At 62.4% G+C, this 25,053-nt stretch carries 22 protein-coding genes; 5 read left to right on the top strand and 17 right to left on the bottom strand.

The genetic code is table 11. The features are described from left to right. Positions 1-4: 4 nt before the first annotated feature. From AB3X39_RS06020 to AB3X39_RS06040, 5 genes are read right to left on the bottom strand one after another with little or no spacing between them, the layout of a single operon-like run. Entirely contained in the window at positions 5-679 is a 675-nt protein-coding gene (locus AB3X39_RS06020) for a hypothetical protein (RefSeq protein ID WP_369416446.1), read from the bottom strand. Between the two features lie 18 nt (positions 680-697). Further along, positions 698-2,806 carry an LTA synthase family protein gene (locus AB3X39_RS06025; RefSeq protein WP_369416447.1) on the bottom strand — a complete coding sequence of 703 codons (2,109 nt, stop codon included), beginning with the start codon at positions 2,804-2,806 and terminating at the stop codon, positions 698-700. Position 2,807: 1 nt separating this feature from the next. Then, positions 2,808-3,983, bottom strand: a complete 1,176-nt coding sequence (locus AB3X39_RS06030) for an exo-alpha-sialidase (RefSeq protein ID WP_369416448.1) — start codon at positions 3,981-3,983, stop codon at positions 2,808-2,810. A gap of 7 nt (positions 3,984-3,990) precedes the next feature. Then, on the bottom strand, positions 3,991-4,776 hold the full coding sequence (locus AB3X39_RS06035) for a type III pantothenate kinase (protein WP_369416449.1): 786 nt from the start codon (positions 4,774-4,776) through the stop codon (positions 3,991-3,993). A gap of 36 nt (positions 4,777-4,812) precedes the next feature. After that, positions 4,813-5,394, bottom strand: coding sequence for a hypothetical protein (locus AB3X39_RS06040; RefSeq protein ID WP_369416450.1), 582 nt, complete (start codon positions 5,392-5,394; stop codon positions 4,813-4,815). Between the two features lie 279 nt (positions 5,395-5,673). Between AB3X39_RS06040 and icmF the strand changes: the two genes are divergently transcribed. Beyond that, positions 5,674-8,955: a fused isobutyryl-CoA mutase/GTPase IcmF gene (icmF, locus tag AB3X39_RS06045; RefSeq protein ID WP_369416451.1), complete on the top strand. Its 3,282-nt coding sequence runs from the start codon at positions 5,674-5,676 to the stop codon at positions 8,953-8,955. Between the two features lie 16 nt (positions 8,956-8,971). Further along, positions 8,972-9,439 carry a hypothetical protein gene (locus AB3X39_RS06050; RefSeq protein WP_369416452.1) on the top strand — a complete coding sequence of 156 codons (468 nt, stop codon included), beginning with the start codon at positions 8,972-8,974 and terminating at the stop codon, positions 9,437-9,439. On the opposite strand, the gene AB3X39_RS06055 is transcribed toward AB3X39_RS06050, so the two are convergent. The 4 genes from AB3X39_RS06055 to ychF all read right to left on the bottom strand — a co-directional run bounded on the left by AB3X39_RS06055 (position 9,393) and on the right by ychF (position 11,880). Further along, positions 9,393-9,887 (bottom strand): hypothetical protein, encoded by a 495-nt coding sequence (locus AB3X39_RS06055; protein WP_369416453.1) that lies wholly within the window; start codon positions 9,885-9,887, stop codon positions 9,393-9,395. The two genes, AB3X39_RS06050 and AB3X39_RS06055, sit on opposite strands and share 47 nt — an antisense overlap. 172 nt (positions 9,888-10,059) lie before the next feature. After that, positions 10,060-10,464: a type II toxin-antitoxin system VapC family toxin gene (locus AB3X39_RS06060; protein WP_369416454.1), complete on the bottom strand. Its 405-nt coding sequence runs from the start codon at positions 10,462-10,464 to the stop codon at positions 10,060-10,062. Between the two features lie 9 nt (positions 10,465-10,473). Continuing rightward, complete coding sequence (locus AB3X39_RS06065) at positions 10,474-10,704, bottom strand: ribbon-helix-helix domain-containing protein (RefSeq protein ID WP_369416455.1); 231 nt, start codon at positions 10,702-10,704, stop codon at positions 10,474-10,476. A gap of 81 nt (positions 10,705-10,785) precedes the next feature. Further along, entirely contained in the window at positions 10,786-11,880 is a 1,095-nt protein-coding gene (gene ychF, locus AB3X39_RS06070; RefSeq protein ID WP_369416456.1) for a redox-regulated ATPase YchF, read from the bottom strand. A 67-nt stretch (positions 11,881-11,947) separates the two neighbouring features. On the opposite strand from ychF, the gene AB3X39_RS06075 reads away from it, so the two are divergent. From AB3X39_RS06075 to AB3X39_RS06085, 3 genes are read left to right on the top strand one after another with little or no spacing between them, the layout of a single operon-like run. Continuing rightward, the gene (locus AB3X39_RS06075; protein ID WP_369416457.1) at positions 11,948-13,075 is read left to right on the top strand and encodes an FAD-dependent monooxygenase; all 1,128 of its coding nucleotides are present in this window, start codon (positions 11,948-11,950) and stop codon (positions 13,073-13,075) included. A 24-nt stretch (positions 13,076-13,099) separates the two neighbouring features. After that, positions 13,100-13,816 carry a DsbC family protein gene (locus AB3X39_RS06080; protein ID WP_369416458.1) on the top strand — a complete coding sequence of 239 codons (717 nt, stop codon included), beginning with the start codon at positions 13,100-13,102 and terminating at the stop codon, positions 13,814-13,816. 50 nt (positions 13,817-13,866) lie between these two features. Then, the gene (locus AB3X39_RS06085) at positions 13,867-16,665 is read left to right on the top strand and encodes an EAL domain-containing protein (protein WP_369416459.1); all 2,799 of its coding nucleotides are present in this window, start codon (positions 13,867-13,869) and stop codon (positions 16,663-16,665) included. Here AB3X39_RS06085 and AB3X39_RS06090 read toward each other — a convergent pair. The 8 genes from AB3X39_RS06090 to uvrA form a co-directional block, all read right to left on the bottom strand. Next, the gene (locus AB3X39_RS06090) at positions 16,659-17,240 is read right to left on the bottom strand and encodes a CAP domain-containing protein (RefSeq protein ID WP_369416460.1); all 582 of its coding nucleotides are present in this window, start codon (positions 17,238-17,240) and stop codon (positions 16,659-16,661) included. The genes AB3X39_RS06085 and AB3X39_RS06090 overlap by 7 nt on opposite strands. A 12-nt stretch (positions 17,241-17,252) precedes the next feature. Beyond that, on the bottom strand, positions 17,253-18,047 hold the full coding sequence (locus AB3X39_RS06095; RefSeq protein WP_369416461.1) for an enoyl-CoA hydratase: 795 nt from the start codon (positions 18,045-18,047) through the stop codon (positions 17,253-17,255). A 34-nt stretch (positions 18,048-18,081) separates the two neighbouring features. Next, positions 18,082-19,179, bottom strand: coding sequence for a DUF3108 domain-containing protein (locus AB3X39_RS06100; protein ID WP_369416462.1), 1,098 nt, complete (start codon positions 19,177-19,179; stop codon positions 18,082-18,084). Then, positions 19,176-20,969, bottom strand: coding sequence for a M61 family metallopeptidase (locus AB3X39_RS06105; protein ID WP_369416463.1), 1,794 nt, complete (start codon positions 20,967-20,969; stop codon positions 19,176-19,178). The genes AB3X39_RS06100 and AB3X39_RS06105 overlap by 4 nt, the downstream gene beginning before the upstream one ends. A gap of 12 nt (positions 20,970-20,981) precedes the next feature. Beyond that, positions 20,982-21,467, bottom strand: coding sequence for a DUF3429 domain-containing protein (locus tag AB3X39_RS06110; RefSeq protein WP_369416464.1), 486 nt, complete (start codon positions 21,465-21,467; stop codon positions 20,982-20,984). A 61-nt stretch (positions 21,468-21,528) separates the two neighbouring features. Beyond that, positions 21,529-22,134 carry a Tll0287-like domain-containing protein gene (locus AB3X39_RS06115; RefSeq protein ID WP_369416465.1) on the bottom strand — a complete coding sequence of 202 codons (606 nt, stop codon included), beginning with the start codon at positions 22,132-22,134 and terminating at the stop codon, positions 21,529-21,531. A 47-nt stretch (positions 22,135-22,181) separates the two neighbouring features. Further along, positions 22,182-22,439 carry a hypothetical protein gene (locus AB3X39_RS06120; RefSeq protein WP_369416466.1) on the bottom strand — a complete coding sequence of 86 codons (258 nt, stop codon included), beginning with the start codon at positions 22,437-22,439 and terminating at the stop codon, positions 22,182-22,184. A gap of 125 nt (positions 22,440-22,564) precedes the next feature. Continuing rightward, a partial coding sequence (gene uvrA, locus AB3X39_RS06125) for an excinuclease ABC subunit UvrA (RefSeq protein WP_369416467.1) occupies positions 22,565-25,053 on the bottom strand: 2,489 nt, incomplete at its 5' end.

Here is a 25,053-nt window from a genome sequence, read left to right on the forward strand (position 1 = left end):
CTTCTCAACCCTCTCCGACCACATCGAAAGATTCTTTGCCTTTTTTAGACTTGGGCATGAAAGCGGTGACGCACGCCGTGATCCAGAGCCACGGATCAAGGATGGCATCCCAGAGATTGGTTGAAACGGTCAGGCCCACGCCGAAGGCGATGCAGGCGATGGGCATGGCCCAAGAGATCACGCTCCGTACTTGGCGCGCCATCAGGCTGAGTGCCGCGACAGCGAGCAGCAACCAGACGGAGCCAGCACGGGTGTAGCCCCACGCGTAAAGATCCACGTCCACCGGCCCCAGCGCGCTGCCGTACAGCACCGCACCCGTCATGGCGATGATGGCAGCCAAGCGGCGGCGCCAGACCACCATGCGGCCATAGTCCCCGCTGTAAGCGTCGATGCGGTGATGGGAGGGTCGCAGCTTGTCCCACACGGCCCACCCGGCAAGGAAAGCGGTCGAAATGGCCGGATCACCGAAAGAGCTGCGCAGAAAAACCAGCCCCGGCAAAGCGGCCAAAGCCAGCACCCCCCCCACAAGACCGGGCACCAGCCAAGCCTGCCAGCCGGTCCGGGCGGATGCCGGATGGGGGGCAAGAAGCGACACCAGCTGAACGCCCACCCAAAGCAGGATCAGCGCCCAACCGACATAACCAACCGCAAGAACAAAACCAGGGGCAGGACTGCTCATAAACACTTCACAAAGACATCAAGGTTGAGCGACAACGGGTGACGCAGGGGAACGGGGCGGATTGTGTTTGACCATGTAGCGCGCGGTCTCATACCAAGCCTGCGCAAGTTGCTGCATCTCTTGTTCGCGCGCTGCCACGGGCACTTCCAACAAGGGCTCTTGCAGGGCCCACGCCCGACCACCGTGGCCGGCAGCGCCGGTCGTGACATAGCGGTCGGCGGATAACAGCCCCACTTCCGGCATGAAGGTAAAGACCGAACGATCGGCGTCAAAACGCGGATCGAGCAGATCCCGCCCAAGACTGGTGTTGAGATAGGGCTGATCAAACAGCCCGGCCAAGGTCGGCATCACATCGACTTGGTTGGCCGGCATATCCAGGCGCTTGGGTTTGAGCCAACGCGGCGAATACAACAAGAGCATGTTGTGGCCGTTGGTCAGCCCGAGCGGTCCGAAGTAGCTGGGCATGTTGGCGCCCGGCTGACCCATGATGCCGTGGTCACCGTAGAGCATGAACACCGTGTCGTTGAACCACGGCTGCTGGCGTGCCATCGCAAAAAAGCGCCCCACGCTCCAGTCGAGGTAGCGGTAGGCGTTGAACTCCAGCACCGAGCTAAAACCCGCTGCCGCCAGCTTGTCCGCCGGCACATCGCGCAGCAGAAAAGGTCCGGGCTTATCGGGGGGGCCCAAATCGGCCTGCGGGATGGTGTAGGGCCGATGATTGCCAGCGGTTTGCACCACCGCAAAGAACGGCCGCTTGTCGCCACCGGCTTGGGCGTCTTGCAGATGGCGAATCGTCTCTTTGAACAAATCGTGATCCGAAATCCCCCAAACATCGCTCACCGGGGCCTTGAACTGCCCTTCTTCAACGATGTGCAAATCCGGTGAGCTGCGCTTGAGAAAGCCACGCACATTGCCCCACGTGGTGCTGCCACCGATGAAGTACCACTTCGCGTGATCGTCGAAGGTGTTCATGATCAGGTGCTGATCGACCGCTTGCTGATCGCGGCTGGACGTGTCCCCCAGCTGCACATCAGGGATGCCGGTCAAGCTGGCAAACACGCCGCGCGCCGTGCCGCCGTGCGCACTGAACAAGCGGGTGAACAAGACCCCGTCTTTGGCCAGCTTGGCGATCTCGGGTGAAGGATCGAGCGGGTTGTTGAAGACGCTCGATTTGTAGCCCGAATAGGACTCCAGAATCACCACCACCACGTTGAGCCGATGCGGCAAAGCCCCTGGGCGCGGCACACCCTGACGAGAGAAGTCCAGGGTTTGGGCATCCGGATGATCGACTTTGAGGTAAGCCGCCATGCGCGGGTAGTGCTTGCGCACTGCGGCCACATCGGGGCTGTCCTTGCGAAATGCCGCCGTGTCGTAGAGCGACAGCACCGGATTCAAAGCGAGGCTGGCGCTGTAGGCCCCACCGGGCAGCTCGAAGGCGTCGCTCCAGCGCAGCGGGTATTGCGAAAAGCGGCCGTGAATGCCCAAGAGCACCCCCAGCGTCACACCGATCGTCCAAAGCGTGCGCGACAGCACCCGGCGTCTCAAGGTGGTGGGTTGACCGGGCCAAGCCGGCGCCAGTCCTTGACGGAAGATCGCCTTGCTGACCCATGTGAGAGCCGCCGCCAACATCACCAACAACAGCACAAGTCGCAGCACCGGATAGGTGGACCACACCATGCCCGCCGACGTGCGCGCATCCTTGGCGAAATTGACCACCGAAGCGTTGATGCGCTGGCTCAAATAGGCGTAATGCCCCGCATCCACGATGTAAATCAGCACCACGGCCAAAGACAGCAGCAGCACCGCGATCTGCCAAACGATGCGCACGCTGCGTATGCGCGACCACGGCGCCAGCAGCGGCATCCAGCCCACCAAGAGCACCGGCAAGACCAGCCACAGCGCCAAACGCAGATCAAAGCGCAAACCCAGCTTGAGCGCAGCCCCCAGGGAAGCCCAGTCCCCCCCCGCCGGAGCGAAACCGACATGAAAAGCCAGCCGGGCCAGACTCAAGACCAGCAACCACATCAAAAGCCAAGTGGCAGCGATGCGCACGGGCAGGGGCAACCAGCGGGTCAGGGATGAGGGCTCACGGTGACGCCGAAAGACGCCGGAGGGTAACGGACCCATGTCAGGGCGCTCCAGAAGCAACAGACTTTGAGGCCGCAGCGCCAGGAGCCACCGGAACCGGGCACACCTGCAAACGCCGATGGGCGATGGCCTGACGATTTTGGGTATAGAGCACTTCGACGTAGCCATCCTGCACCACCAAGCTGGGGTAGGACGCTTCGGTCGGCTCGTTGATTTCAACCGGGCTGGGGTGCCATTCACCCTCCGGGTCATCCCACGCGCGCCAAGCCACAGCCAAACGCTTGCGGGTGGTGGTTTCGGGGTTGTAGACCATCAGCCAAAGGCGCTGCTGCGGCCAAGAAGCCAGCGCGACATACGCATCCGGATTGGGCAAGCTCAACGGATGCGGGTTGGTCCACGTCAGACCGCCATCGCTTGACTCCTGTTGATGAATCCAAGGATCGCGGGCGCTGGCACTGCGCAGCACAGCCAGCACATGGTTCGGATCAACCCCCGTGGCCAAAGCGGGCTGTAGAAGCTGCAATTCAAAGGCCATCCGACGCTTGGACAGCAAGCGCCCATCGGCCGAGATGTGCAGCAATTCAGGGCGCTTGATGGCCAGCTCGTGATAGGCCGGCAGCAAGAAACTGCCATCCGACAACGGTAACGGTGGGCTACGCACCAACGTTGAGATGTTCAACCACGGGCTGGTGATCCAGTCTTGGGCACGATCAAAGGTCAACCCCAAATCGGCCGAACTTAGATGGGCGATGCGCGACATGGCCCAGCCCCCCAACGTCACGTTGACCACCGCCATGTGCAGCTGCCCTTGGGCGTCCAGCCAAACACTCGGGTTGCCGAGCTTGCGCACCGTGCGCCCCAGTTTTTGCGACAGCAGCTTGGGCGTCAGCACCGCTTGGGCCGCAGACCACCCCCGCCCGTCGAATTGGGAGCGCAATAAAGCCACGTCCGTGGCCCCTTCACGCGAGCCGGCAAACCAAAACGCCAGCATGCCGCCGTTCGGTAACGCCAAGGTGCTGACAGCGTGATGCTGCGCCACCTCAGCAGTGGGCAAAGTCAGCCCCCCCTCGGCCCATGTCACGCAAGGCGGAGCCGAAGCCGCCGCACTCGGCGGAGCCGCTAAACGGGCCAGGGGCGCAACAGGTTGATCCGAGGTCCGCCACCAAGCCAACACGCAAGCCAGAGTCAGGGTCAGAGCCCAGCGCAGGTACAGCATCGTTGGATCAATTCATGGAAGGTTTAAAAACATACTGCCGCTCAGAAGCCAGCTTCAGGAGGCCTTCAAAGATGAGAGTGTCAACCATCTCAAAAGGCAGTCCGGTCATGGGTGCCAGTTTGACCGCCGCACCCCCACTCATAAAGAGCGCCGGCGCTTGGCCGCAACGCGTCTGGACATGGGCGTACATGCGATCAATGGCGCCAGCGATGGCCCATGCACCGCCGCTCATGAGCGCATCGCTGGTGTTGGTCGGAAAGTGACACAACTCCCCCGTCGGTACCTTCAGGCCAGCGGTGCCCATCTCCAGCGCTTTGAGCATCAGCCCAAAGCCCGGCAGGATCAGCCCCCCTAAGAAGTGCCCGTCTGCATCAAGGGCATCCACCGTCACGGCGGTGCCCACCATCACCACCAAAGCCGGACAGCGCTCACCGCGCATCAGCAAGCGATGCCGCGCCCCCACCATCGCCACCCAACGGTCTGAGCCCAAACGCACCGGATGGTCATAGCCGTTGCTCACCCCACCGGCCGAGGCTTCTGAGGCCACCCAATGCGGCTCCAGATCCCAGATTTCGAGCTGATCCTCCACGCGACGGCGCACATTGTCACCCGCCACGGCACAGCCCAAAACGCCGGTGGGTGCGGACAGATCCTGCCATTCGCGCTCACTCAAGTCATCGATGGTTTCTAGGAACACGGCGCCGTGTCGCAGCAGCGTCGCTTGCGGATCAGGCGCGCTGTAAGTGGCCCATTTGAGGCGGGTATTACCGATGTCAATGACAAGAAAACTCATGGGCGAACCTGAAAGAAGCCAGCGAACTGGCCCGGTTCAGGCCAGCAAGGTCAAGGCCCGTCGCAACAACAACGTGGCCTCGCTGCGCTCGTGCGCGCCGGCAATCTTGCCATGGACCTCGGTGAGCAAAGCCCGCAAGGCACTGGCATGACGCGCACGCCGCACCCGCAGCATCGTCACGGCCCCCATGATCGGCGCTTGCAGACGCAGCGCTTGGAGCATGCAAGCACGCGCCTGAGAGATCACGGTATCGCTGACATCAAGCGCCGCCATTTCGCTGTTGGTCAGCGCCAGCCCCATACCGATGGTGTCGTCATCGCCTGGCAACGGATACGCCTCCCCTTGCCAAATGGATGGTTTGGGCTCGGGGACTGCGTCGGTTTTGGCGGGCAACTTGCTGCGTCCGTGATGACTCACAGCCACCGTCACCAAACCCAATTCGCGCAGCTCATCCAAATAGGCTTTGGGCACCCCCACTTGGGCGGCCAAGTCGAGCACTTGGCTGTAAGTGCGCTTGCCATCGACCAAGATCAACATGGTGCGATGGCGCTGAGACAGGCCGCGCTGTCTGAGCATCATTTCGGTCTGACCGGCCTCGGTCTTGATCAAGACTTTCAAGGCATTCCTTCGCTTGGCTGGTATGGGCTCCCTGAGTACCCGTCTTGCTTATGGCGCTTGTCTTGCTTTTGGCTAGCAAGGACACGCAAGATATGCAAGACCTACAAGCCATTAAACGAGGATTTCATCACACTTTTCTCCAAAAAATACCCACCCACCCATGGATGAGCGATGAATCAGGGCCGCCGATAAGGGAACTGAAAGGTAGGGATCCCCGCATAACGTTTACGTAAACGTCACCTAAAATCACGCAGCTTTTTCTTTTCCACAGGATGGCCCATGACTGCTTCGCCTAGCGCTGTTTCGCCTCAGTCTCCGACCCACAAAGTTCGTTTCGTCACCGCTGCCAGCTTGTTCGACGGCCACGACGCCGCCATCAACATCATGCGGCGCATCCTGCAAGGCATGGGTGCGGAGGTGATCCACTTGGGCCACAACCGCTCGGTCGATGACGTGGTTACCGCTGCGCTGCAAGAAGACGTCCAAGGCATCGCAGTCAGCTCGTACCAAGGCGGACACGTCGAGTATTTCAAGTACATGGTCGAGTTGCTGCAAGCGCGCGGTGGCGGCCATATCCAAGTCTTTGGCGGCGGCGGTGGCGTGATCGTGCCGGCGGAAATCCGCGAGTTGGCGGGCGTGGGCGTGCGCATCTACAGCCCCGAAGACGGTCAGCGCATGGGCTTGGCCGGCATGATCGGTGAGATGGTGCAACGCTGCGACCTTGATCTCTCGCCCTATGCGCCCCAAGAGATTGAAGCGCTGCAAGGCCACGGCCCGACGGCTTGGCGCGCCTTGGCCCAGCTGATCACCGCCCTTGAAAACGGCCAAGCCGATCCGGCCGTGCGCGCCTCGGTCCAAGCGGTGGCCCAAGGCAGCCGCATCCCCGTGATCGGCATCACCGGCACCGGCGGGGCCGGCAAATCGAGCCTGACCGACGAGCTGATCCGGCGCATTCGGCTGGATCAAGACGACGCGCTCAACATCGCCCTGATCAGCATCGACCCCTCAAGGCGCAAAAGCGGCGGCGCGCTGCTCGGCGACCGCATCCGCATGAACGCCATCAGCCCGTGGCGTCAAGGCCCCCGGGTCTACATGCGCAGCTTGGCCACACGCGACACCGGCTCCGAAGTCTCAGCCGCCCTGCCCGAGGTCCTGGCGGCATGCAAGGCCGCAGGCTTTGATCTGATCATCGTCGAGACCTCCGGCATCGGCCAAGGCGACGCCGCCATCGTGCCGCTGGTCGATGTACCGATGTATGTGATGACGCCCGAGTTCGGCGCGGCCAGCCAGCTTGAAAAAATCGACATGCTCGACTTTGCCGAGTTCGTCGCCATCAACAAGTTCGACCGCAAGGGCAGCTTGGACGCGCTGCGCGATGTGGCCAAGCAGGTGCAGCGCAACCGCGAAGCCTTCACCGTCATGCCCGATCAGATGCCGGTTTTCGGCACCATGGCCAGCCGCTTCAACGACGACGGCGTGACCGCGCTTTACCAAGCGCTCAAAGGCCGTCTCATTGAGCTGGGCCTGCCGCTCGGCGCAGGCCGCTTGCCACGCGTCAACACCCGGCACAGCACCCACCAAACCCCCATCGTCCCAGCCAGCCGCACGCGCTATCTGGCCGAAATTTCAGACAGCGTGCGCGGCTACAAAGCCCGGGTGCGCCAGCAAGCGCAGCTGGCGCGCGAGATCCAGCAACTGCGCGCCAGCGCCCGGATGCTCAAGCTCGCCAACCCGGACAAACATCGCGGCGTCGATGCACTGACCGCGCTGGCCGAGCAGCGCGAGGCCACGCTGACGGCCCCTGCCAAAAAGCTGCTCGATCAATGGCCCGACATGGTCAAAGCCTACGCGGGCGACGAGTACGTGGTGAAGATCCGCGACAAAGAACTGCGCACCAACCTCGTCCACACCACCTTGAGCGGCAACAAGATCCGCAAAGTCGCTTTGCCGCGCTACGAAGACCACGGTGAACGGCTCTCATGGCTGATGCTCGACAACGTGCCCGGCAGCTTCCCCTACACCGCTGGTGTGTTCGCCTTCAAGCGCGAAGGCGAAGATCCGACCCGCATGTTTGCTGGCGAAGGCGACGCCTTCCGTACCAATCGGCGCTTCAAACTGGTCTCGGAAGGCCTGCCGGCCAAACGGCTTTCGACCGCCTTTGACTCGGTCACGCTCTACGGCTTCGACCCCGATCCACGCCCAGACATCTACGGCAAGGTCGGCAACTCGGGCGTCTCGATCGCCACCCTCGACGACTTGAAAGTGCTCTACGACGGCTTTGATCTGTGCTCGCCCACCACCAGCGTGAGCATGACCATCAACGGCCCAGCGCCCACGCTCTTGGCGATGTTCATGAACACCGCCATCGATCAGCAGCTCGACACCTTCCAACGCGACAACGGCCGGGCGCCGACCGGGGATGAAGCGCAAAAGATCAAAACCTGGGTGCTGGCCAACGTGCGCGGCACGGTGCAGGCCGACATCCTCAAAGAGGACCAAGGTCAAAACACCTGCATCTTCTCAACCGAGTTTTCTTTGAAGGTGATGGGCGACATTGCCGACTACTTCGTGCGCCACGACGTGCGCAATTTCTACTCGGTCTCGATCAGCGGCTATCACATCGCTGAAGCCGGAGCGAACCCGATCAGCCAGCTCGCCTTCACGCTCTCCAACGGCTTCACGTTCGTGGAGGCCTACCTTGCGCGCGGCATGCACATCGACGACTTCGCGCCGAACCTGAGCTTCTTCTTCTCCAACGGCATGGACCCGGAATACACCGTGCTTGGCCGCGTGGCCCGGCGCATCTGGGCGGTAGCGATGCGCGACAAGTACGGTGCCAACGATCGCAGCCAAAAACTCAAATATCACATCCAGACCAGCGGCCGCTCCTTGCACGCGCAGGAGATCCAGTTCAACGACATCCGCACCACCTTGCAAGCGCTGATCGCGGTCTACGACAACTGCAATTCGCTGCACACCAACGCCTTTGACGAAGCCATCACCACGCCGACCGAAGACTCGGTGCGCCGCGCCATGGCGATTCAGCTCATCATCAACCGCGAATGGGGCTTGGCGAAAAACGAGAACCCCAACCAAGGCGCGTTCATCATCGACGAGCTGACCGAATTGGTCGAAGAAGCGGTGCTGGCCGAGTTCGAAAAGATCGCCGACCGGGGCGGTGTGCTGGGGGCGATGGAAACCGGCTATCAGCGCTCGAAGATTCAGGAAGAATCGATGCACTACGAGATGCAAAAGCACACCGGCGAGTACCCCATCATCGGCGTCAACACCTTCCGCTCACCGCACGGCGACCCGGTGCCCGAGTCCATCGAGCTGGCACGCTCCACCGACGCCGAAAAACAAAGCCAGCTCGCCCGCTTGGCCGACTTCCACACCCGCCACGCCGATGCCGCCCCCGCCCAACTCCAACGCCTGCAACAAGCCGTCATCGACAACCACAACGTCTTCGACGTCCTGATCGACGCCGTGCGCGTCTGCTCACTCGGCCAAATCACCCACGCCCTGTTCGAAGTGGGCGGGCAGTATCGGCGCAGTATGTGAGGGAGGCATTGCACCCATGACCCTGCTCATCGAACCCATTGATGCGATTGCGCGGCGCAAGCAGCGCGATGTGCTGAAGGTGTCGTTTCAACCGCAAGCGCAGGAGTTGCGCGAGGCTGCGCGGCAGCGGGTGATCGACTTTCTCACGGCCCACGGCGTGGCGTGGCAGGCATGCGGGGATGTCGCAGATGAAGGGGTGATGGCGAGTTATGCCGGGCAGATCTACATCGATCTGCCCTACGAGCCCCAGAACCCACGGTGCCGCGAAATTCTGGATTTCTTTGAGCACCCGGACGGCTCCATGAAAGACCCAGCGGTGGCGCTTTGGCTACTGCGGCTGGCCTCCAGCCATGCGCAACGCCCACCACGACGAACCCGGTTTCTGGGATCGCTGGGCAGAGCGCTTTTAAAAGCATCGTCTCAGAGCAAATGCCGCCTCAGCGCCAGCGGCCGCGCTGCTTCTCGACAAAACCGAGCAAGCTGACCAGCTCGTCCAGCACTTCAGGCGGAAAGCCCCGGCGGCCGGGACGGGAGCTGACCAACAGCTCCTCGAAGTAATCGGCCAGGTGATTCTGGTTGTTCCAGTAAAGCGCCAGCCGATTGGCGACGTGGGGATAGCGGCGCGCCGTCAGGATCGGGCGCACCGGCACGGGCACGTGATGCAGCCACGCTTGGGCGTCCGGATGCAGCACCTCGGGTGGAGCCCGAAAGTAGCGCTTGCCGGAATCTTCCGAACCGGCCAGATGCCCAGGAGCCGTGGGTAGGGGCTGCTGCGGCTTCTCCACCTCCAAGCGATCTTCCAGCCCCATCACTTGGGTCGGCAAGTGGGCGTCATCCACCAACAAAGACATGCCCGTGGGCTCAAAAGGGGTGTCGTCAGCGGGTAGCCGATAGCTCCCGGGCGTGGGGATGCGGTGACGACCGATGGGCATGATGCACTCCTGCCTAAGCAGATGAACGAAGTGAGTTATTTATATAACAAGGAAGTAACACATCACCTCTTTGGCAACGCATTCCCTGCACTAGGCGCGCATCTTGCCAGCATCCCCGGCCGTATGCAGCTCCTTCGTGCAGTCCGTGATCAGGCTTGGGTGGTGGTGCCCATCAAACTGCGTGCCAATTCAGCCACAACAAGCCCGGCACCCGAGAAAACTCGCGCACATTACGTGTCACTAGCGTGGCTTGATGGCGCAAAGCTGTGGCGGCAATCAACGTATCGTGCGGGCCAATGGGCGTACCGGCGGCCTCAAGCGCAACGCGAATGCGGGCGGCGTGGGCCGCACATTCGCTATCAAACGGCAGCATCTGCATAGGCCGCAGCAATTGCGCCAGTGCCGCCAAACGCGGGGCAGCGGCCTCTTGCGGCAAGCGCAGCAGCCCATAGCGCAGTTCGTATTCAACGACGGCGGGCACGCCCAGATCGGCAGGGCGCAAAGCTTGCAAACGCGGCACCACCTGCGGGTCGCCCCGGAAGTAGTAGCTGATGGTGTTGCTATCCAAAATCAGCATGACCGCCCCTCAAAACCCCAAGCGCGACACATCGGCAGGCGACGGTGCTTGGCTCTCGTGGCACAAGGGGAAATCCGCAAAACGCCCAGCCAAATCCAAGCAGTCTTGGGGCCATTCATGGGCAGCGTATTTACGAATGATGTCCGCCACCCAACGGCTTTTGGACACACCATGGGCAGCAGCCGCCTGATCCACCAAGGCTTGGGTGGCGTCGTCGAGATAAAGGGTGATTTGCGACATGGCAGAGACTCTTTGGATGAGTTCTGCCAAGTATATGTCCAAGTATATGCCCCCAATCAGAGGGGCATCAGCCCTTGAACATCACACGTTGAACAAGAAGTTCAACACGTCGCCGTCCTTGACGATGTATTCCTTGCCTTCGGCGCGCATCTTGCCGGCGTCTTTGGCGCCTTGTTCACCCTTGTAGGCGATGAAGTCGTCAAAGGCGATGGTTTGGGCGCGGATGAAGCCGCGTTCGAAATCAGTGTGGATCACGCCGGCGGCGTTCGGGGCGGTGTCACCGATGTGGATCGTCCAAGCGCGCACTTCCTTCACACCGGCGGTGAAGTAGGTTTGCAGGCCCAAGAGCTTGAAAGCCGAGCGGATCAGGCGGTTCAGGCCGGGTTCGTCTTGGCCCATTTCAGCCAAGAACATCGCGCGGTCGTCGTCGTCCATTTCCGCCAGTTCAGCTTCGGTCTTGGCGCAGATCGCCACCACCGGGGCCTTTTGCTTGGCGGCAAAGTCCTTCAAGCGGTCGAGGAACGGGTTGTTCTCGAAGCCGGTCTCGGAGACGTTGCCGACAAACATGGCGGGCTTGGCGGTGATGAGGCACAGCGGCTTCAAGATCACCAGCTCTTCCTTGCTGAAATCGATCGAGCGCACCGGCTGGGCTTGGTCAAGCGCGGCTTGGCACTTTTCCAAGACCTTGACCAAGGCAGCAGCTTCCTTGTCGTTGCCCGAACGCGCCGCCTTGTTGTAGCGGTGCAAGCTTTTCTCGACGGTGCCGAGATCGGCCAAGCAAAGCTCGGTTTGGATCACTTCGATGTCGGCGATTGGATCGACCTTGCCCGCCACGTGGATGACGTTGTCGTCTTCGAAACAGCGCACCACGTTGACGATGGCGTCGGTTTCACGGATGTGGCTCAGGAACTGGTTGCCCAAGCCTTCCCCCTTCGACGCCCCGGCCACCAAACCAGCGATATCGACGAATTCGACGATGGCTGGGACGATGCGTTCGGGCGTGATGATCTCGGCCAGCTTCTGCAAGCGCGGGTCCGGCAGCTCGACGATGCCCACGTTGGGCTCGATGGTGCAGAACGGGTAGTTCTCGGCCGCGATACCGGCCTTGGTCAGTGCATTAAAGAGCGTGGACTTGCCCACATTGGGCAGACCCACGATGCCGCATTTGAGGCTCATGGCGTGGTCTCGGCAAAAGAGCGGGATTGTAGGCGGCCACCCGGCCCACATCCCTACAATCCAGACCATGAACGCTCCAGACGTCTGTATTCTCGGCACCGGCCCCGTCGCCGCCAGCTTGGCTTTGGCCTTGGCGCGCCAAGGCATCTCCACCGCCCTCACGACCACGACGGCCGCCGCTGCGCCGACCGAGGACGTGCGCACCTACGCCCTCAACGCCGGCTCGGTCGCCTTGCTGCGCTCGCTGCGCGTCTGGGATGCGTTGCCGGTGGACGCGGCCACCGCCGTGGACGCCATGCGCATCCATGGTGATGCGGGCGGCGAGCTTGAGTTCTCGGCTTGGCAGCAACGTGAATCGGCGTTGGCTTGGATCGTGGACGCCCAAGCCTTGGACGCCGGTCTGGCCCAAGCGCTGCTTTACGCCCCGCATGTGCAGCGCGTGGCCCAGCCGGTGGAGGCGCCCTTGCAAGCGATCTGCGAAGGCAAAAACTCCGCCGCCCGCGCGGCCCACGGCGTGACGTTCAAGCGCGACGCCTACGGCCACAGCGCTTTGGCCGCGCGCATCGTCAGCGACGCGCCCCATCAAGGCGTGGCGCATCAGTGGTTCCGCAACCCCGAAATCCTCGCCCTGCTGCCCTTTGATCGCCCCGTCTCGAATGCCTCCTTCGGCTTGGTCTGGTCGATGCCGCATGAAGACGCCCTGGCCCGCGCCGCGCTCAGCCCCGAGGACTTCGAAGCCGCGCTCAACGATGCCTGTGGCCCTGAGGCAGGCCGCCTGCGCCTAGGCTCCGAGCGCTTGGTCTGGCCCTTGGCAGCGGCCCGCGCTGAGCCCTGCTGCGGCCCGGGCTGGGTGCTGCTGGGCGACGCCGCCCACCAAGTCCACCCGCTGGCCGGTCAAGGGCTGAATCTGGGGCTGGCCGATGTCAGCAGCTTGGCGCGAATTCTTGGCCAAGCGCGCCGCGAAGAAGCGTGGCGCTCGCTGGGCGATGAACGCTTGCTGCGCCGCCATGTGCGTGAACGCGCCTGGCATGTGCGCAGCGTCAGCGGGGTTTCAGACGGCCTTTGGCAACTTTTCTCACGCCCTGAAGATCCGGTAAGAGCCTTGCGCAACCAAGGCATGAGCCTGCTCAATAAGATGCCGACGCTCAAACGCTGGCTGGTCACCCAAGCCATGGCCAGCGACACCCCTTCCTGAAAAGCTCAACGTCGAAAGTCGTTCATGTTCAAACGCCTGCTCACCGCCACCCTGATCGCTTTGTCGTTCAGCGCCGTTCATGCCGATGAGGCTGAGATCCGCAAAACCTTGGGTGAACGCTTCGCCAGCCTGCCAAAAATCGACGAAGTGCGCGCCACCCCGATGGCCGGCTTGTGGGAAGTGCGTATCGGCACCGAGGTGATGTACAGCGACGCCAAAGGCAACTTCCTGATCCAAGGCGCGCTGATCGACACCAGCTCCAAACGCAACCTGACCGAGGAACGGGTTGAAAAGCTCACCGCCATCGACTTTGCCGCCCTGCCCCTCAAGGACGCGGTGGTCTGGAAAACAGGCACCGGCAAGCGCCGCATCGCTGTCTTTGCCGACCCAAACTGCGGCTACTGCAAAAAGTTCGAGCGCGATCTGCAAAACGTCAAAGACCTGACGGTCTACACCTTCATCATTCCCATCTTGGGCGGCGACTCGAAGGAAAAATCCGAAGCCATCTGGTGTGCCAAGGACAACACCACCGTCTGGCGTGATTGGATGGTCAAAGGCAGCACCCCGCCACGCATGATGGGCAAGTGCGACAGCACCGCCATTGAGCGCAACACCGCCTTGGCGCAAAAACACCACATCAACGGCACCCCGGCCATCATCTTTGAAGACGGCAGCCGCTCCCCCGGTGCCATGCCCGCCGCCGAATTGGAAAAACGTTTGGCGGCGCTGGCGGGTAAGTAAGAAGAAAGCAAGGCGTGATGCTCAGCAGGGCGATGGCCAACTGAGGAACCATGTTCAGACTGACCCTCAATCGCTTCGAATTCAGGGTATGGGCATCGTTTCTCGCTGCCATGCTGGTCGTGGGTGGGCTCTTGATCGCCACATGGCACGTGGCGACCGACGCACGTGCCTCCGTGCTGTGGGTGGCACACAGCCAAGAAGTTCTGGCGAACCTCGCACGCCTCGGCGAAGAAACACTTCAAGTCGAAATCAGCACCCAGAATTTTCGGGTGACAGGTGAGACCGCCAGGCTGGTCGAGCGCGATCAGGCCATCGCGGCAAGAGAAGTGCTTCTGAGTCAAATCAAAGACCTGACGGCCGACAACCCCGCGCAGCAGTCACGCTGGATGGCGCTCCGCCATGTCATCGACGAGCGCATCGCCATCTCTAAAAGGATTGAGGCAGCCCGCAAGACTCAGGGCGTGGAAGCGGCCACGCTGCTTGCCGCCACGATGCCTCTCAAAGCAACGCGCGACCGACTTCATCAACTGCTGCACGACATGGAGACCGAGGAACGCCAGTGGCTGGGCGTGCGCTTAGAAAGCAGTCGGCAGGCCCAGCAATCCATGAGGTACTTTGGGCCAGCGGCGGGCATCATGCTTGCCGCCTTGTTGACCTCAGTCTTTGTCTTCATCCTCCGCCAAATGCATCAAAGTGAAGCGAGTCGGCGCGCTGCGGCAGCGAGCGAGCAAAGTCTCTCGACCACCCTGAATTCGATTGGTGATGGCGTGATCGCCACAGACGTGGAGGCTCGGGTGACACGCATGAATCCGGTGGCCGAGCAACTGACGGGCTGGTCACTCTCACAAGCGCTCGGGCGACCCATCGATGAGGTGTTCAAAATCATCCATCACGTCTTGGTTGCCGCCGATGGTCATGAACGCCCGATTACCGACAGCGCAGCACCGATTCGTGATGCCGATGGCCGCCTTCACGGGGTCGTTCTGGTGTTTCGCGACGTCAGTGCAGAACACGCCGCCGAGCGCGCCAAGCAGGCCTACAGCCGATCCCTGGAAGAACGGGTCCGGGAGAGAACCAGGGAGCTGGAGGAAAGCAACGAACGCTACAAGACGTTGTTCCGCACCAGCCCAGATGCGCTGACCCTCACCAGCTTCCCCGAAGGGCGTTATTTGGATGTCAACGACGGATTCTCGCGTCTGTTTGGCTGGGAGCGGGAAGACGTGATCGGCAAAACCGCCACAGACATCGGCATTTGGCGCAACCCGGCGCATCGCACGGCCTTGCTTCAAGCCATGACCGATCAGGGGCAATGCGAGGGTTTCGAGGCCGAGTTTTTATCCATGCACGGCAAGTCGATCACCGCGCTCGTCTCAGCCCAGATCTTGGACATGGGCGGCAAGCCGTGCATGCTGTCCGTCACCCACGACATCACGGAACGGAAAACCTCGGCAGAGCAAATCGAGCACTTGGCTTTTTACGACTCACTCACCGACCTCCCCAACCGGCGCCTGATGCTTGATCGTCTGAGTCAGGCGCTGAACAACAGCGCGCGCAGCCATCGTCATGGCGCGGTGCTGATGATTGATCTCGACAACTTCAAGTCCCTCAACGACACCTTGGGCCACCATGTCGGCGATCAGTTGCTGATCGAAGTCGCCCAACGCCTGCAATCATGCATAGGGGTTGGCGATAGCGTGTCACGCTTGGGCGGCGATGAGTTTGTCGTGATTCTTGAACACCTCGATGATGGCGACGAAGGCGAGCAGGCAGCGATCCACGCAGAGCGCATCAGCGACAAGCTGCTGGCCCGCCTTGGTGAACCTTATCTTCTGGCCGTGCCACAAACAGCGCCCCAAGCATCGGGCAAACTGACACAGGTCACGCACCACGGCACGTCAAGCATCGGCATCGCTCTATTCCGGGCAGAGCCCATGACGGCGGAGGACTTGCTCAAGCGTGCAGACACAGCCATGTACCAAGCCAAGGCCGAGGGTCGCAACACCAAGCGTTTTTTTGATCTTGGGATGCAAGCAGCGGTCGCGGTGCGCGCCAAGCTGGAATTCGATCTGCACCGGGCCCTCGAAAACAACGAATTCTTGCTGCATTACCAAATGCAGGTGGATGCCACGGGCCGCATCATCGGTGCGGAGGCCTTGATCCGCTGGCAACACCCTGAAGACGGCTTGGTGATGCCCGGCATGTTCATCGCTGTTGCAGAAGAAACCCGATTGATCATGCCCATGGGGCAGTGGGTCTTGGAGTCTGCATGCAGACAACTGGCGCGCTGGGCCAAGCACCCAGCCACCGCCAGCATCACCTTGGCCATCAATGTCAGCGCCAGCCAGTTTCATCTGCCCCATTTTGTGGACCTGGTCCTCACGGCCATCAAGACCAGCGGCGCCAGAGCTGACAAGCTGAAACTGGAGCTGACTGAAAGCCTTTTGCTCAACAGCACAGACGACATCATCGGCAAGATGAACACCCTGAAGCAGGTCGGCATCCAGTTTTCTCTGGACGATTTTGGAACCGGGTATTCATCGCTGGCTTATCTGAAAAGACTGCCTCTGGATCAGCTCAAGATTGACAAATCTTTTGTGGACGATGTGCTGACCGACCCCAGCAACGCGGTCATTGCCCGAACCATCGTCAACTTATCCCGAAGCCTAGATTTGGACGTGATTGCCGAGGGTGTCGAGACCCAGGAGCAGCGCGATTTCCTTTTTGATGCAGGTTGTCTGGTGTACCAAGGCTATCTGTTCAGCCGCCCTCTGCCACTGACCGAGTTTGAGTCACTGGCCCTTCGACAAGCTGAGCGTCGAAGGGGTGAACAAGGCGAACAGGATCAATAAGGCCGCTCTCCGACCACGTTGCCTGCTGGGCGGTATTGGCAAACCCAGACTTGATCGCTGGCCGGGCAGATGTGTTTGGCACAGCCCACTTCTTGGGTGGTTTTCCAAACCAGCTGGGTGTAGTGACCGCAGACCTTGCCGGGTTGGCAAGTGTTGGTCGCGAGGTCGTAGTTGGCGTCCTCGTGGCCCCAAGCATCGACGGCCCGCGCCGTGCTGATGGTTTGGATGGCCACCGAGCCGTCAGAGCCCATCAGCGGACTGGCCCAGTACAGGTTTTCACCCAAACCCGGCCACTGGCTATGCACCATGGTGCAACGCTGGCCTTTGAGCAGCTTGGCGGCCCACTGCGCGGAAGACTGGGCCAGATCGTCGGCCCAGCGCAGATCGGGCACCCCCACTTTGGCCCGCCAGCGGTTGTGATCGGCCAGCATCGCGGCTTGCTGATCACCGCTCAAGGCGGTCACACCCAACGCTGGGCCAGCCCCTTCGGCCGCCCAAACGCCAGACAGGCTAGATGCGCCAGATACGACCAAGACCCCAGCAAGCACGGTCAGACGAATCAGAGCGGTCCCCATGGTGAGATCCTTTCAACGTTGTTGGAACACCGGCTTGCGCTTTTCAAGGAAAGCCGCCATGCCTTCTTTTTGATCGGCGGTCGAGAACAGCGCGTGGAACATGCGGCGCTCGTAGAGCAAGCCTTCGCTGAGCGGCGCTTCAAAGGCGCGATTGACGCATTCCTTGGCCGCCAAGATGCTGGGCAGCGAGTTGGCGCAGATGGCGCTGGCGGCTTGCTCGACTTCGGCGTGCAGCCGCTCAAAAGGCACCACGCGGGAGACCAACCCAGCGCGCTCAGCCTCTTGGGCGTCCATCATGCGCGCCGTCAGCACCAAGTCCATCGCCTTGGCCTTGCCAACTGCACGCGGCAAACGCTGCGTGCCGCCCGCGCCGGGGATGATGCCGAGCTTGATTTCGGGCTGACCAAACTTGGCGTTGTCGGCGGCGATGATCACATCGCAAGCCATCGCCACTTCACAGCCGCCGCCCAAGGCAAAGCCCGACACCGCCGCGATGATGGGCTTGCGCACTTGGCGCAGGGTGTCCCAGTTGCGCGAGATCAGCCCTTGCGTGTAGGCGGTGGCGAAATCGAAGGGCGCCATCATCGAAATATCGGCCCCAGCGGCGAAAGCTTTTTCGCTGCCGGTGAGCACGATGCAGCCGATGCCGGGGTCGGCGTCCAAGGCCAGCAAGGCTGCGCCCATCTCGTCCATCAAGGTGTCGTTGAGGGCGTTGAGTTGCTTCGGCCGGTCCAGCGTGATCCAGCCTTGGCGCAAGGCGCCCTCGCCACGGGTTTCAACACGGATGGTTTCAAAGGTCTGCGTCAAGTTCGTACTCCTTGGAAAAAAGCGGTCTGACCAATCATGGCCCCGATTGTTCGGGCCACTTGGCCAAGATCAAATCGAGATAAGTCTCGGTATCTTGTCTCATCCGGATATGGACCGGGAACCAGTGCAGTGTCGGCGCCAGCCACATCTCGACCGTGATGTCGCCCGGATCGGCCAGCCTACGCGGTTTGAGATGCAACGCCTCGATCACCCCCACCGAGGTTTCTTGGGGTTCAGCGCCCCCCACGTCGTACACCCAGCGATCCACACGGTGCGGCAGCGCCAGCGGCAACGCCACTTGAGCCCCTTCGGTATGCAGTTCGGCGTGGGTGGTGAAGAGGTAAACCAGCTGAATGAACTGGCTGGCGGTGTCTTGAATCTCGGCTTTGGGCGCCTCATGCCGACCGTTGGCCAAGGTGATGCCGTCGGGCTCAAAGCGGATCGTGGCCAAGCGCGGGCCGCCCATCAGCACGCGGGTTTCTTGCTCATAGAGCTGCGGCACCAAGCCGGTGGCGTCGATCAACCCTTGGCTGCTGACCCGGCGACTGGCCAAGGGCGCAAAGGGCGGACCGATGCTGACATCCAGATGGACTTGATAGCGCGCGCCTTGGCGCAGCCACTCCACTTGGGCTTGGCCTTCGACTGGCCCGCGATAGTTGCCCAGCAGCGTGTAGCTGATCTTGGTCGAGACCGGCCACGTGAATACAGGGGTCGAGGCTGGCGGCGCTTCAGCCACGCTCACGCTGGACGATGCCACCTCGGGCGCTGAGGCGGCCACCGCCAAAGTCTCTTCGGCCGAGGCCGCCACCTCGACAGGCACCGCCGAAGCTGGCTCTGAAGCCGCAGAAGCAGCCGCCGCAGCCGCAGCGGCCAAGGCCACTTCCGGCGCAGGGTGGCGCTTTTTCTTCGCCAAAGGTGCCGGTGCATGCGCTACGGGGGCAGGAGCGGCCGTGGGCAACACGCTGCGGGCATAGGTGGCTTGCATGCGCTGCATGGCGGGCTTGGGCGCAGTGGCAAAGCGGGCGGCGTCGAGCTGCGCGCTGATCTCGCCCAGCCCGCCGATATGCAACCCGATCACGCCAACCAGCAGCGCCAGCAGCAGCCCAGCGCGCCGCCCACCCCACCGGCTCACGCCACGCCCAACCAAGCGGTCAACAAGGACGCATCCAACAGCTTCAAGCTGACAGTGGTGGCCTTGGGTGTGGCGGGCAAGGTCAGACTCAGCAAGCGCCGGTCGCGCGCCACCAGCAGCGGCAGCGCACGCTCGGCCGCGCCGAGCTGCGCCGCCTCCACCAGCTTCAAGAGGCGCCAACCGTCCAGCGCCAGCCATTCATCGCCGGCCGACAAGCCCGCCGCCTCACCCGCCCCAGCGCGCAGCACCGCCTGCACCTTGATGCCCGTGGGCGTTTCCTGCAAGCGCAGGCCCAAGCGCTGCGGCAGCAAGGCGGTGTCTTCCTGCCACGCCACACCGACGGCTTGGAGCAAGTCGGGCAGCGGCAGGTCTTCGGTGCCGTGCACCCAGCTGAGCAGCTCGGCACACACCTCGGCCGATCGCTCGGCACCGGCGTGCTCGGCCACCAAGGCCAGCAAGATCGCCTCGGTGATCGGGCCGCTTTGGCTGCGCTGCCACAAAGCTTGCATGACACGATCAAGCGAGCTTTCAGAGGCCGACGACCCACGCAACCCACGCAAACGCAAATCCAGCGCCAGCGCCACCAACGCCCCCTTGGTGTAGTAGCTGACGGTGGCGTTGACGGTGTTTTCGTCGGGTCGGTAGTACTTGACCCAGGCGTCAAAGCTCGATTGCGCCAAGCTTTGGACCTTGCGTCCCGGCGTATCGAGCACTTGGCGGATCGTCTTGCTCACCAACCCCAAATAACGCGGCACATCGATCAAGCCAGCGCGCAGCAACATCAAGTCGTCGTAGTACGAGGTAAAGCCCTCAAAGAACCACAGCAGCTCGGTGTAGTTCTCGCGCCCCAAGTCGTAAGGCGCGAATTCGGGCGGGCGGATGCGCTTGACGTTCCACGTGTGGAAATACTCGTGGCTGATCAGCCCGAGCAAGGTCAGATGACCGTCGCTGAGCGCGCCAGGCCCTTGGATGCTGGCACCCACCTCGTCACGCCGGGGCATGTCGGCCCGGCTGGCGATCAACGCCGTGCTGGCGCGGTGCTCCAACCCGCCGTAGCCCTCATGCACCAAGCGCAGCAAAAAGACGTAGCGCTCGAACGGCGGCAAAGACGCCCCTTCGCCCTCGCCGTGCCAAAAACGAATCTGCGTCGCGCAAATCTGCTGGGTCTGGGCCAACAAACGTTCGTGATCCGCCAAGGGCCACGCGCCGCTGATCACCAACTCGTGCGGCCGACCGCCCACTTCAAAATGCCCGCGCCAGAAGGTGCCAAGTTCAAAGGGATGGTCGATCAGCTCGTCATAGTTGGCCGCCACAAAGCGCGCCGGAGCGTCCGCAGTGGTCATCGCCGTGGCGATCTCCCACCCTTCGGGCAAGCCGGTGATATGCACACGGTGCGTTCGATCTTCCAAACCTTCACAGGCCAAGAAAAGACTCGTGCCGTTGAAAAACCCCCGCTCGCTATCGAGCCATGCGGTGCGCACCGAAGCGTCCAAGGCGTAGACCGACCAGCTCACCCGTAGCGGTTCAAGCGTTGGGTCCTCGGGGCTTTCCGGCTGAAGGTCTTGAACCTCCCAAGTGCATTTGTCGAGCTGCACCACCGCCACCGAACGCCCCCCCCGCCAAGCCTGCAAACCCGAGACATGACGGGCGAACTCGCGCACCAAGTAACTGCCGGGAATCCACACCGGCAAGCTCAAGCGCTGCGTGGGCGGTGCCGCGTCCAGCTCCAAAGTGACGTGAAACTGATGCGCAGCGGTATCCGTCGCATCCACGCTGTAACGCACGACCATAGAGCCCCCGGATCAGATCTGCGCCGCCGCCAAGAAACAGCACAGCGAACTGACTGCTGTCCAGCGGAACCGCAGCATCAGCCACGCTGAGAGGCCATGCGCTGGGTAGACCTTGCGGTCGATCATGTAGCTGGCAATAAACAGCACCCCTTGGATCACCAGCCCGGCATGCGGGGGCATGAGCCCGGCGATCCAAGTGACCGCCACCAAGATGGCACTGCGCACAAAAATCTTGCGCTGCGGCGGCGTGCTGTGCATGCCCAAGCCCCAATGGATACCGCCCAGAAACGAAACCGTCACAGCGGCATAGATGGCCAGCAGATGCTCCACTGCCAAGATGGCCTCGCCGCGCACGATGAACAGCAGCAAGACGCACAGCACAAACGGCGCCAAGCCGATGTGCATCAACTTGATCCACTGCGGATCAGGCTGTCCGGGCACCCACCCTTCTGAAGCAGGCGCCAACAAAACATCGGGAGAGGGAGGAGGCAACGACATGGTGAGGCAGTCCGTCAGTCAAAACAGCCGCCATTGTCGTATGCCCGCGTCACAGCCCGGCTTAGATGGGCCGTTTGATGGTCACGGCACCGCGCAACTGACCCGGGGTATAGCCCGTGGCTTGGTCGTGCGGGTAGTTCTGATCGAGCATCGCCTTCATGCCCGGCGCGATCTGATCTTGCGGGCCGTGGCAGGCCACGCACTGCTGCTGCATACCGATGGCCTTCATGTAGCGAAAGCTGCTGCCCCCAGCAGGCTCTTGCACCACTTGGGAAAACTCCATCGACTCCAGCTTTTCACCCGCTGCCAGACGCTGTTGAAAGCGGGCCAGCACTTCTTGCTCCCATGCATCCGGCATGCCAAGCAACGAGTTACGCGTGCGAGTCCCCACGCGCGCCACCTTCCAGCCCTTGGCCAGCGAGGCCTGACCGGCCAGCTTTGGGGCCACATCACGACACACCGGCACGGCCGATTCCGGACCACTGGCCGCGATCTGTGCCTTCAACGTGCCGCCGAGCTGCTTGAGCAGATCCTGCGCCACTTGGCGCGATTCCGCTTCCATGGTCGCCGGTTCATCAGCGTAGGCTGATGGATACGCGCCAAAAAAAAGGCCAGCGGCCAAAACGGCGGAACAGACGGAAGCAACGGGAGAGAAGGTGCGTTTCATGAAATACCCCCAAAGGTATAAAAAGATAAGGGGCGCATTCTATCGATTCAGGATGCCCCTGAGGCGCGCTTGGGCATCCGAAACCAACCCACCACCGCCAAGATATGCGCGGCCATCCCAGCCACCACCATCACACCAAAAGCGCCATAGGTCAGCCCCTTCAGACCGTCGTCATCCAAGGTCGCCAAGCCCACGCCAAGACCCAAAGTGGAAACCGCAAAACACCACCCCGCCACCTTCAGGGCTTGGATCGCATGGGAGTAGTCGGGGGTGGAAGATGAGGTGGAGGGTGTCGTGGTGGTCATGGAGCAGGACGGTTCGAGCGAAGGAATCGGTGAATCAGGGCCGCAAGAATAGGCTGTAATCGCCCCCTTTGCCAAAGCCACGTGGTTTTTCTCCCCCTTTGAAAAAGGGGGCCGGGGGGATTGGGCTATCCCATCATCCCCGCCAAATACCGCCCCGTGTGGCTCTCAGGGCAGGCGGCGACGGTTTCGGGGGTGCCGGCGATGAGGAGCAGGCCGCCGCCGGAGCCGCCTTCGGGGCCCATGTCGATGAGCCAGTCGGCGGTGCGGATCACGTCAAGGTTGTGCTCGATCACCACGATGGTGTTGCCCGCTTCGCAGAGCTGATGCAGCACCTTGAGCAGCATGCCGATGTCGTGGAAATGCAGGCCGGTGGTCGGCTCGTCAAGGATGTAGAGCGTGCGGCCGGTGTCGCGTTTGGAGAGTTCCAGCGCCAGCTTGATGCGCTGCGCCTCGCCGCCCGAGAGCGTGGTGGCGGATTGGCCCAACCGGATGTAGCCCAAGCCCACATCAAGCAAGGTTTGCAGCTTACGCGCCAAAGCGGGCACTGCCGAGAAAAAGGCGTAGGCGTCTTCCACGGTCAGGTCGAGCACTTGGGCGATGTTGCGGCCCTTGTAGAGCACTTCCAGCGTTTCGCGGTTGTAGCGCTGACCGTGGCAGATATCGCACGGCACGTAGACGTCGGGCAAGAAGTGCATCTCAACCCGCAGCACGCCGTCGCCTTGGCAGGCTTCGCAACGCCCACCCGCCACGTTGAAGCTGAAACGCCCCGGCCCGTAGCCGCGCTCGCGCGCCATCGGCACTTCGGCAAACAGCTCGCGGATCGGGGTGAACAGGCCCGTGTAGGTGGCTGGGTTCGAGCGCGGGGTGCGCCCAATCGGGCTTTGATCGACGTTGATGACCTTGTCGAAGGCCTCTAGGCCGGTGATCTCGTCGTGCGGGGCGGGCTCCAGGTGGCTTTGGTAGATCTTGCGCGCCACGGCGGCGTAGAGCGTGTCGTTCACCAAGGTGCTCTTGCCCGAACCGGACACACCCGTCACGCACGTAAACAAGCCCACCGGGATCTCGACCGAGACGCCGCGCAGGTTGTTGCCGCTGGCGTTGACGATGCCCAGCACCGGCTGATCAACGCGCCATGGCCGGCGCTGCGCCGGGCCTTGGATGCGCAAGCGCCGGCCAAGGTACGCGCCGGTGAGCGACTCAGGCACCGCCATGATGTCGGCGCAGGTGCCCTCAGCCACCACATGGCCGCCGTGCACGCCCGCGCCCGGCCCCATGTCGATGACGTGATCGGCGGTGCGGATCATGTCCTCGTCGTGCTCGACCACCAGCACCGAGTTGCCCAGATTGCGCAGGTGTTTCAAGGTGCCGATGAGGCGTTCGTTGTCGCGCTGATGCAGGCCGATGGAGGGCTCGTCGAGCACGTACATCACCCCCGTCAGCCCCGAACCGATCTGGCTCGCCAGCCGGATGCGCTGCGCCTCGCCGCCCGAGAGCGTGTCGGCGCTGCGGTCCAAGCTCAGGTAGTTCAGGCCGACGTCGTTCAGAAAGCGCAAGCGCGAGCGGATCTCGCGGATCACCTTGTCAGCGATGTCGCGCTTGGCCCCGCTGAGTTGCACGCGCTCGAAGTAGTCGAGGCAAGCCGCCAGCGGCAGATGCTCCAAGGCATAAATCGGCTGGCCGGGCGAGGTGGGCGCTGGCGCAGCCTCGGAAGCATGGCCTCCATGGGGCAAGAAGACATGGCGCGCCTCGCGCCGCAGCCGGGTGCCTTCGCAGGCAGCGCAGGGCCGCGCCATTTGGTAGCGCGCCAAGTCTTCGCGCACCGCCGCCGAATCGGTCTCGCGCCAGCGGCGCTCGAAGTTGGGCAAGATGCCTTCAAACGGATGCGACTTCTTCACCTCGCGCTTGCGGCCCTGCACGCCTTCAGCGCGGTAGACAAAGTCGATGTCTTGGCTGCCCGAGCCGTGCAGCAGCACGTGCTGATGGGCGGGGTCCAGCGCCTCCCACGGCACGTCCAGATCAAAGCCGTAATGCGCGGCCACGCTTTCAAGCAGCGAGAAGGTGTAGGGATTGCGCCGATCCCAGCCCTTGACCGCACCGCTGGCCAGGCTCAGCGACGGGAACGGCACCACCCGCTCGGCGTCAAACACCGTCACCAAGCCCAAGCCTTCGCAGCTCGGGCAAGCCCCGGCGGGGGAGTTGAAGGAAAACAAGCGCGGCTCCAGCTCAGCCAAGGCGTAATCGCACACCGGGCAGGCGTAACGGCTGGAAAACCACTGCTCCACCGGCGCTGGCGCGGCCGCTGTGGCGTCCATGTCCAGCATCAGGGCGCGGCCTTCGGCCAAGCGCAAGGCAGCTTCGAAACTCTCGGCCAAACGCTGCTGGGCTTGGGGGCGAACCTTGAGGCGGTCGATCACGACATCGATGTCGTGCTTTTCGGTTTTCTTCAGGGCGGGCAGATCGCTGGCTTCGACGATCTGGCCATCGATGCGAAAACGCACATAGCCCTGCGCTTGCAAGCTCTGGAACATCTCGACGAATTCGCCCTTGCGCCCACGCACCACCGGAGCCAGCACCATCAAGCGGGTGTCCTCGGGCAAGGCCAGCACCGTATCGA

The organism is Leptothrix ochracea (assembly GCF_041083635.1).
In the GTDB taxonomy this organism is placed as follows: domain Bacteria; phylum Pseudomonadota; class Gammaproteobacteria; order Burkholderiales; family Burkholderiaceae_C; genus Sphaerotilus; species Sphaerotilus ochraceus.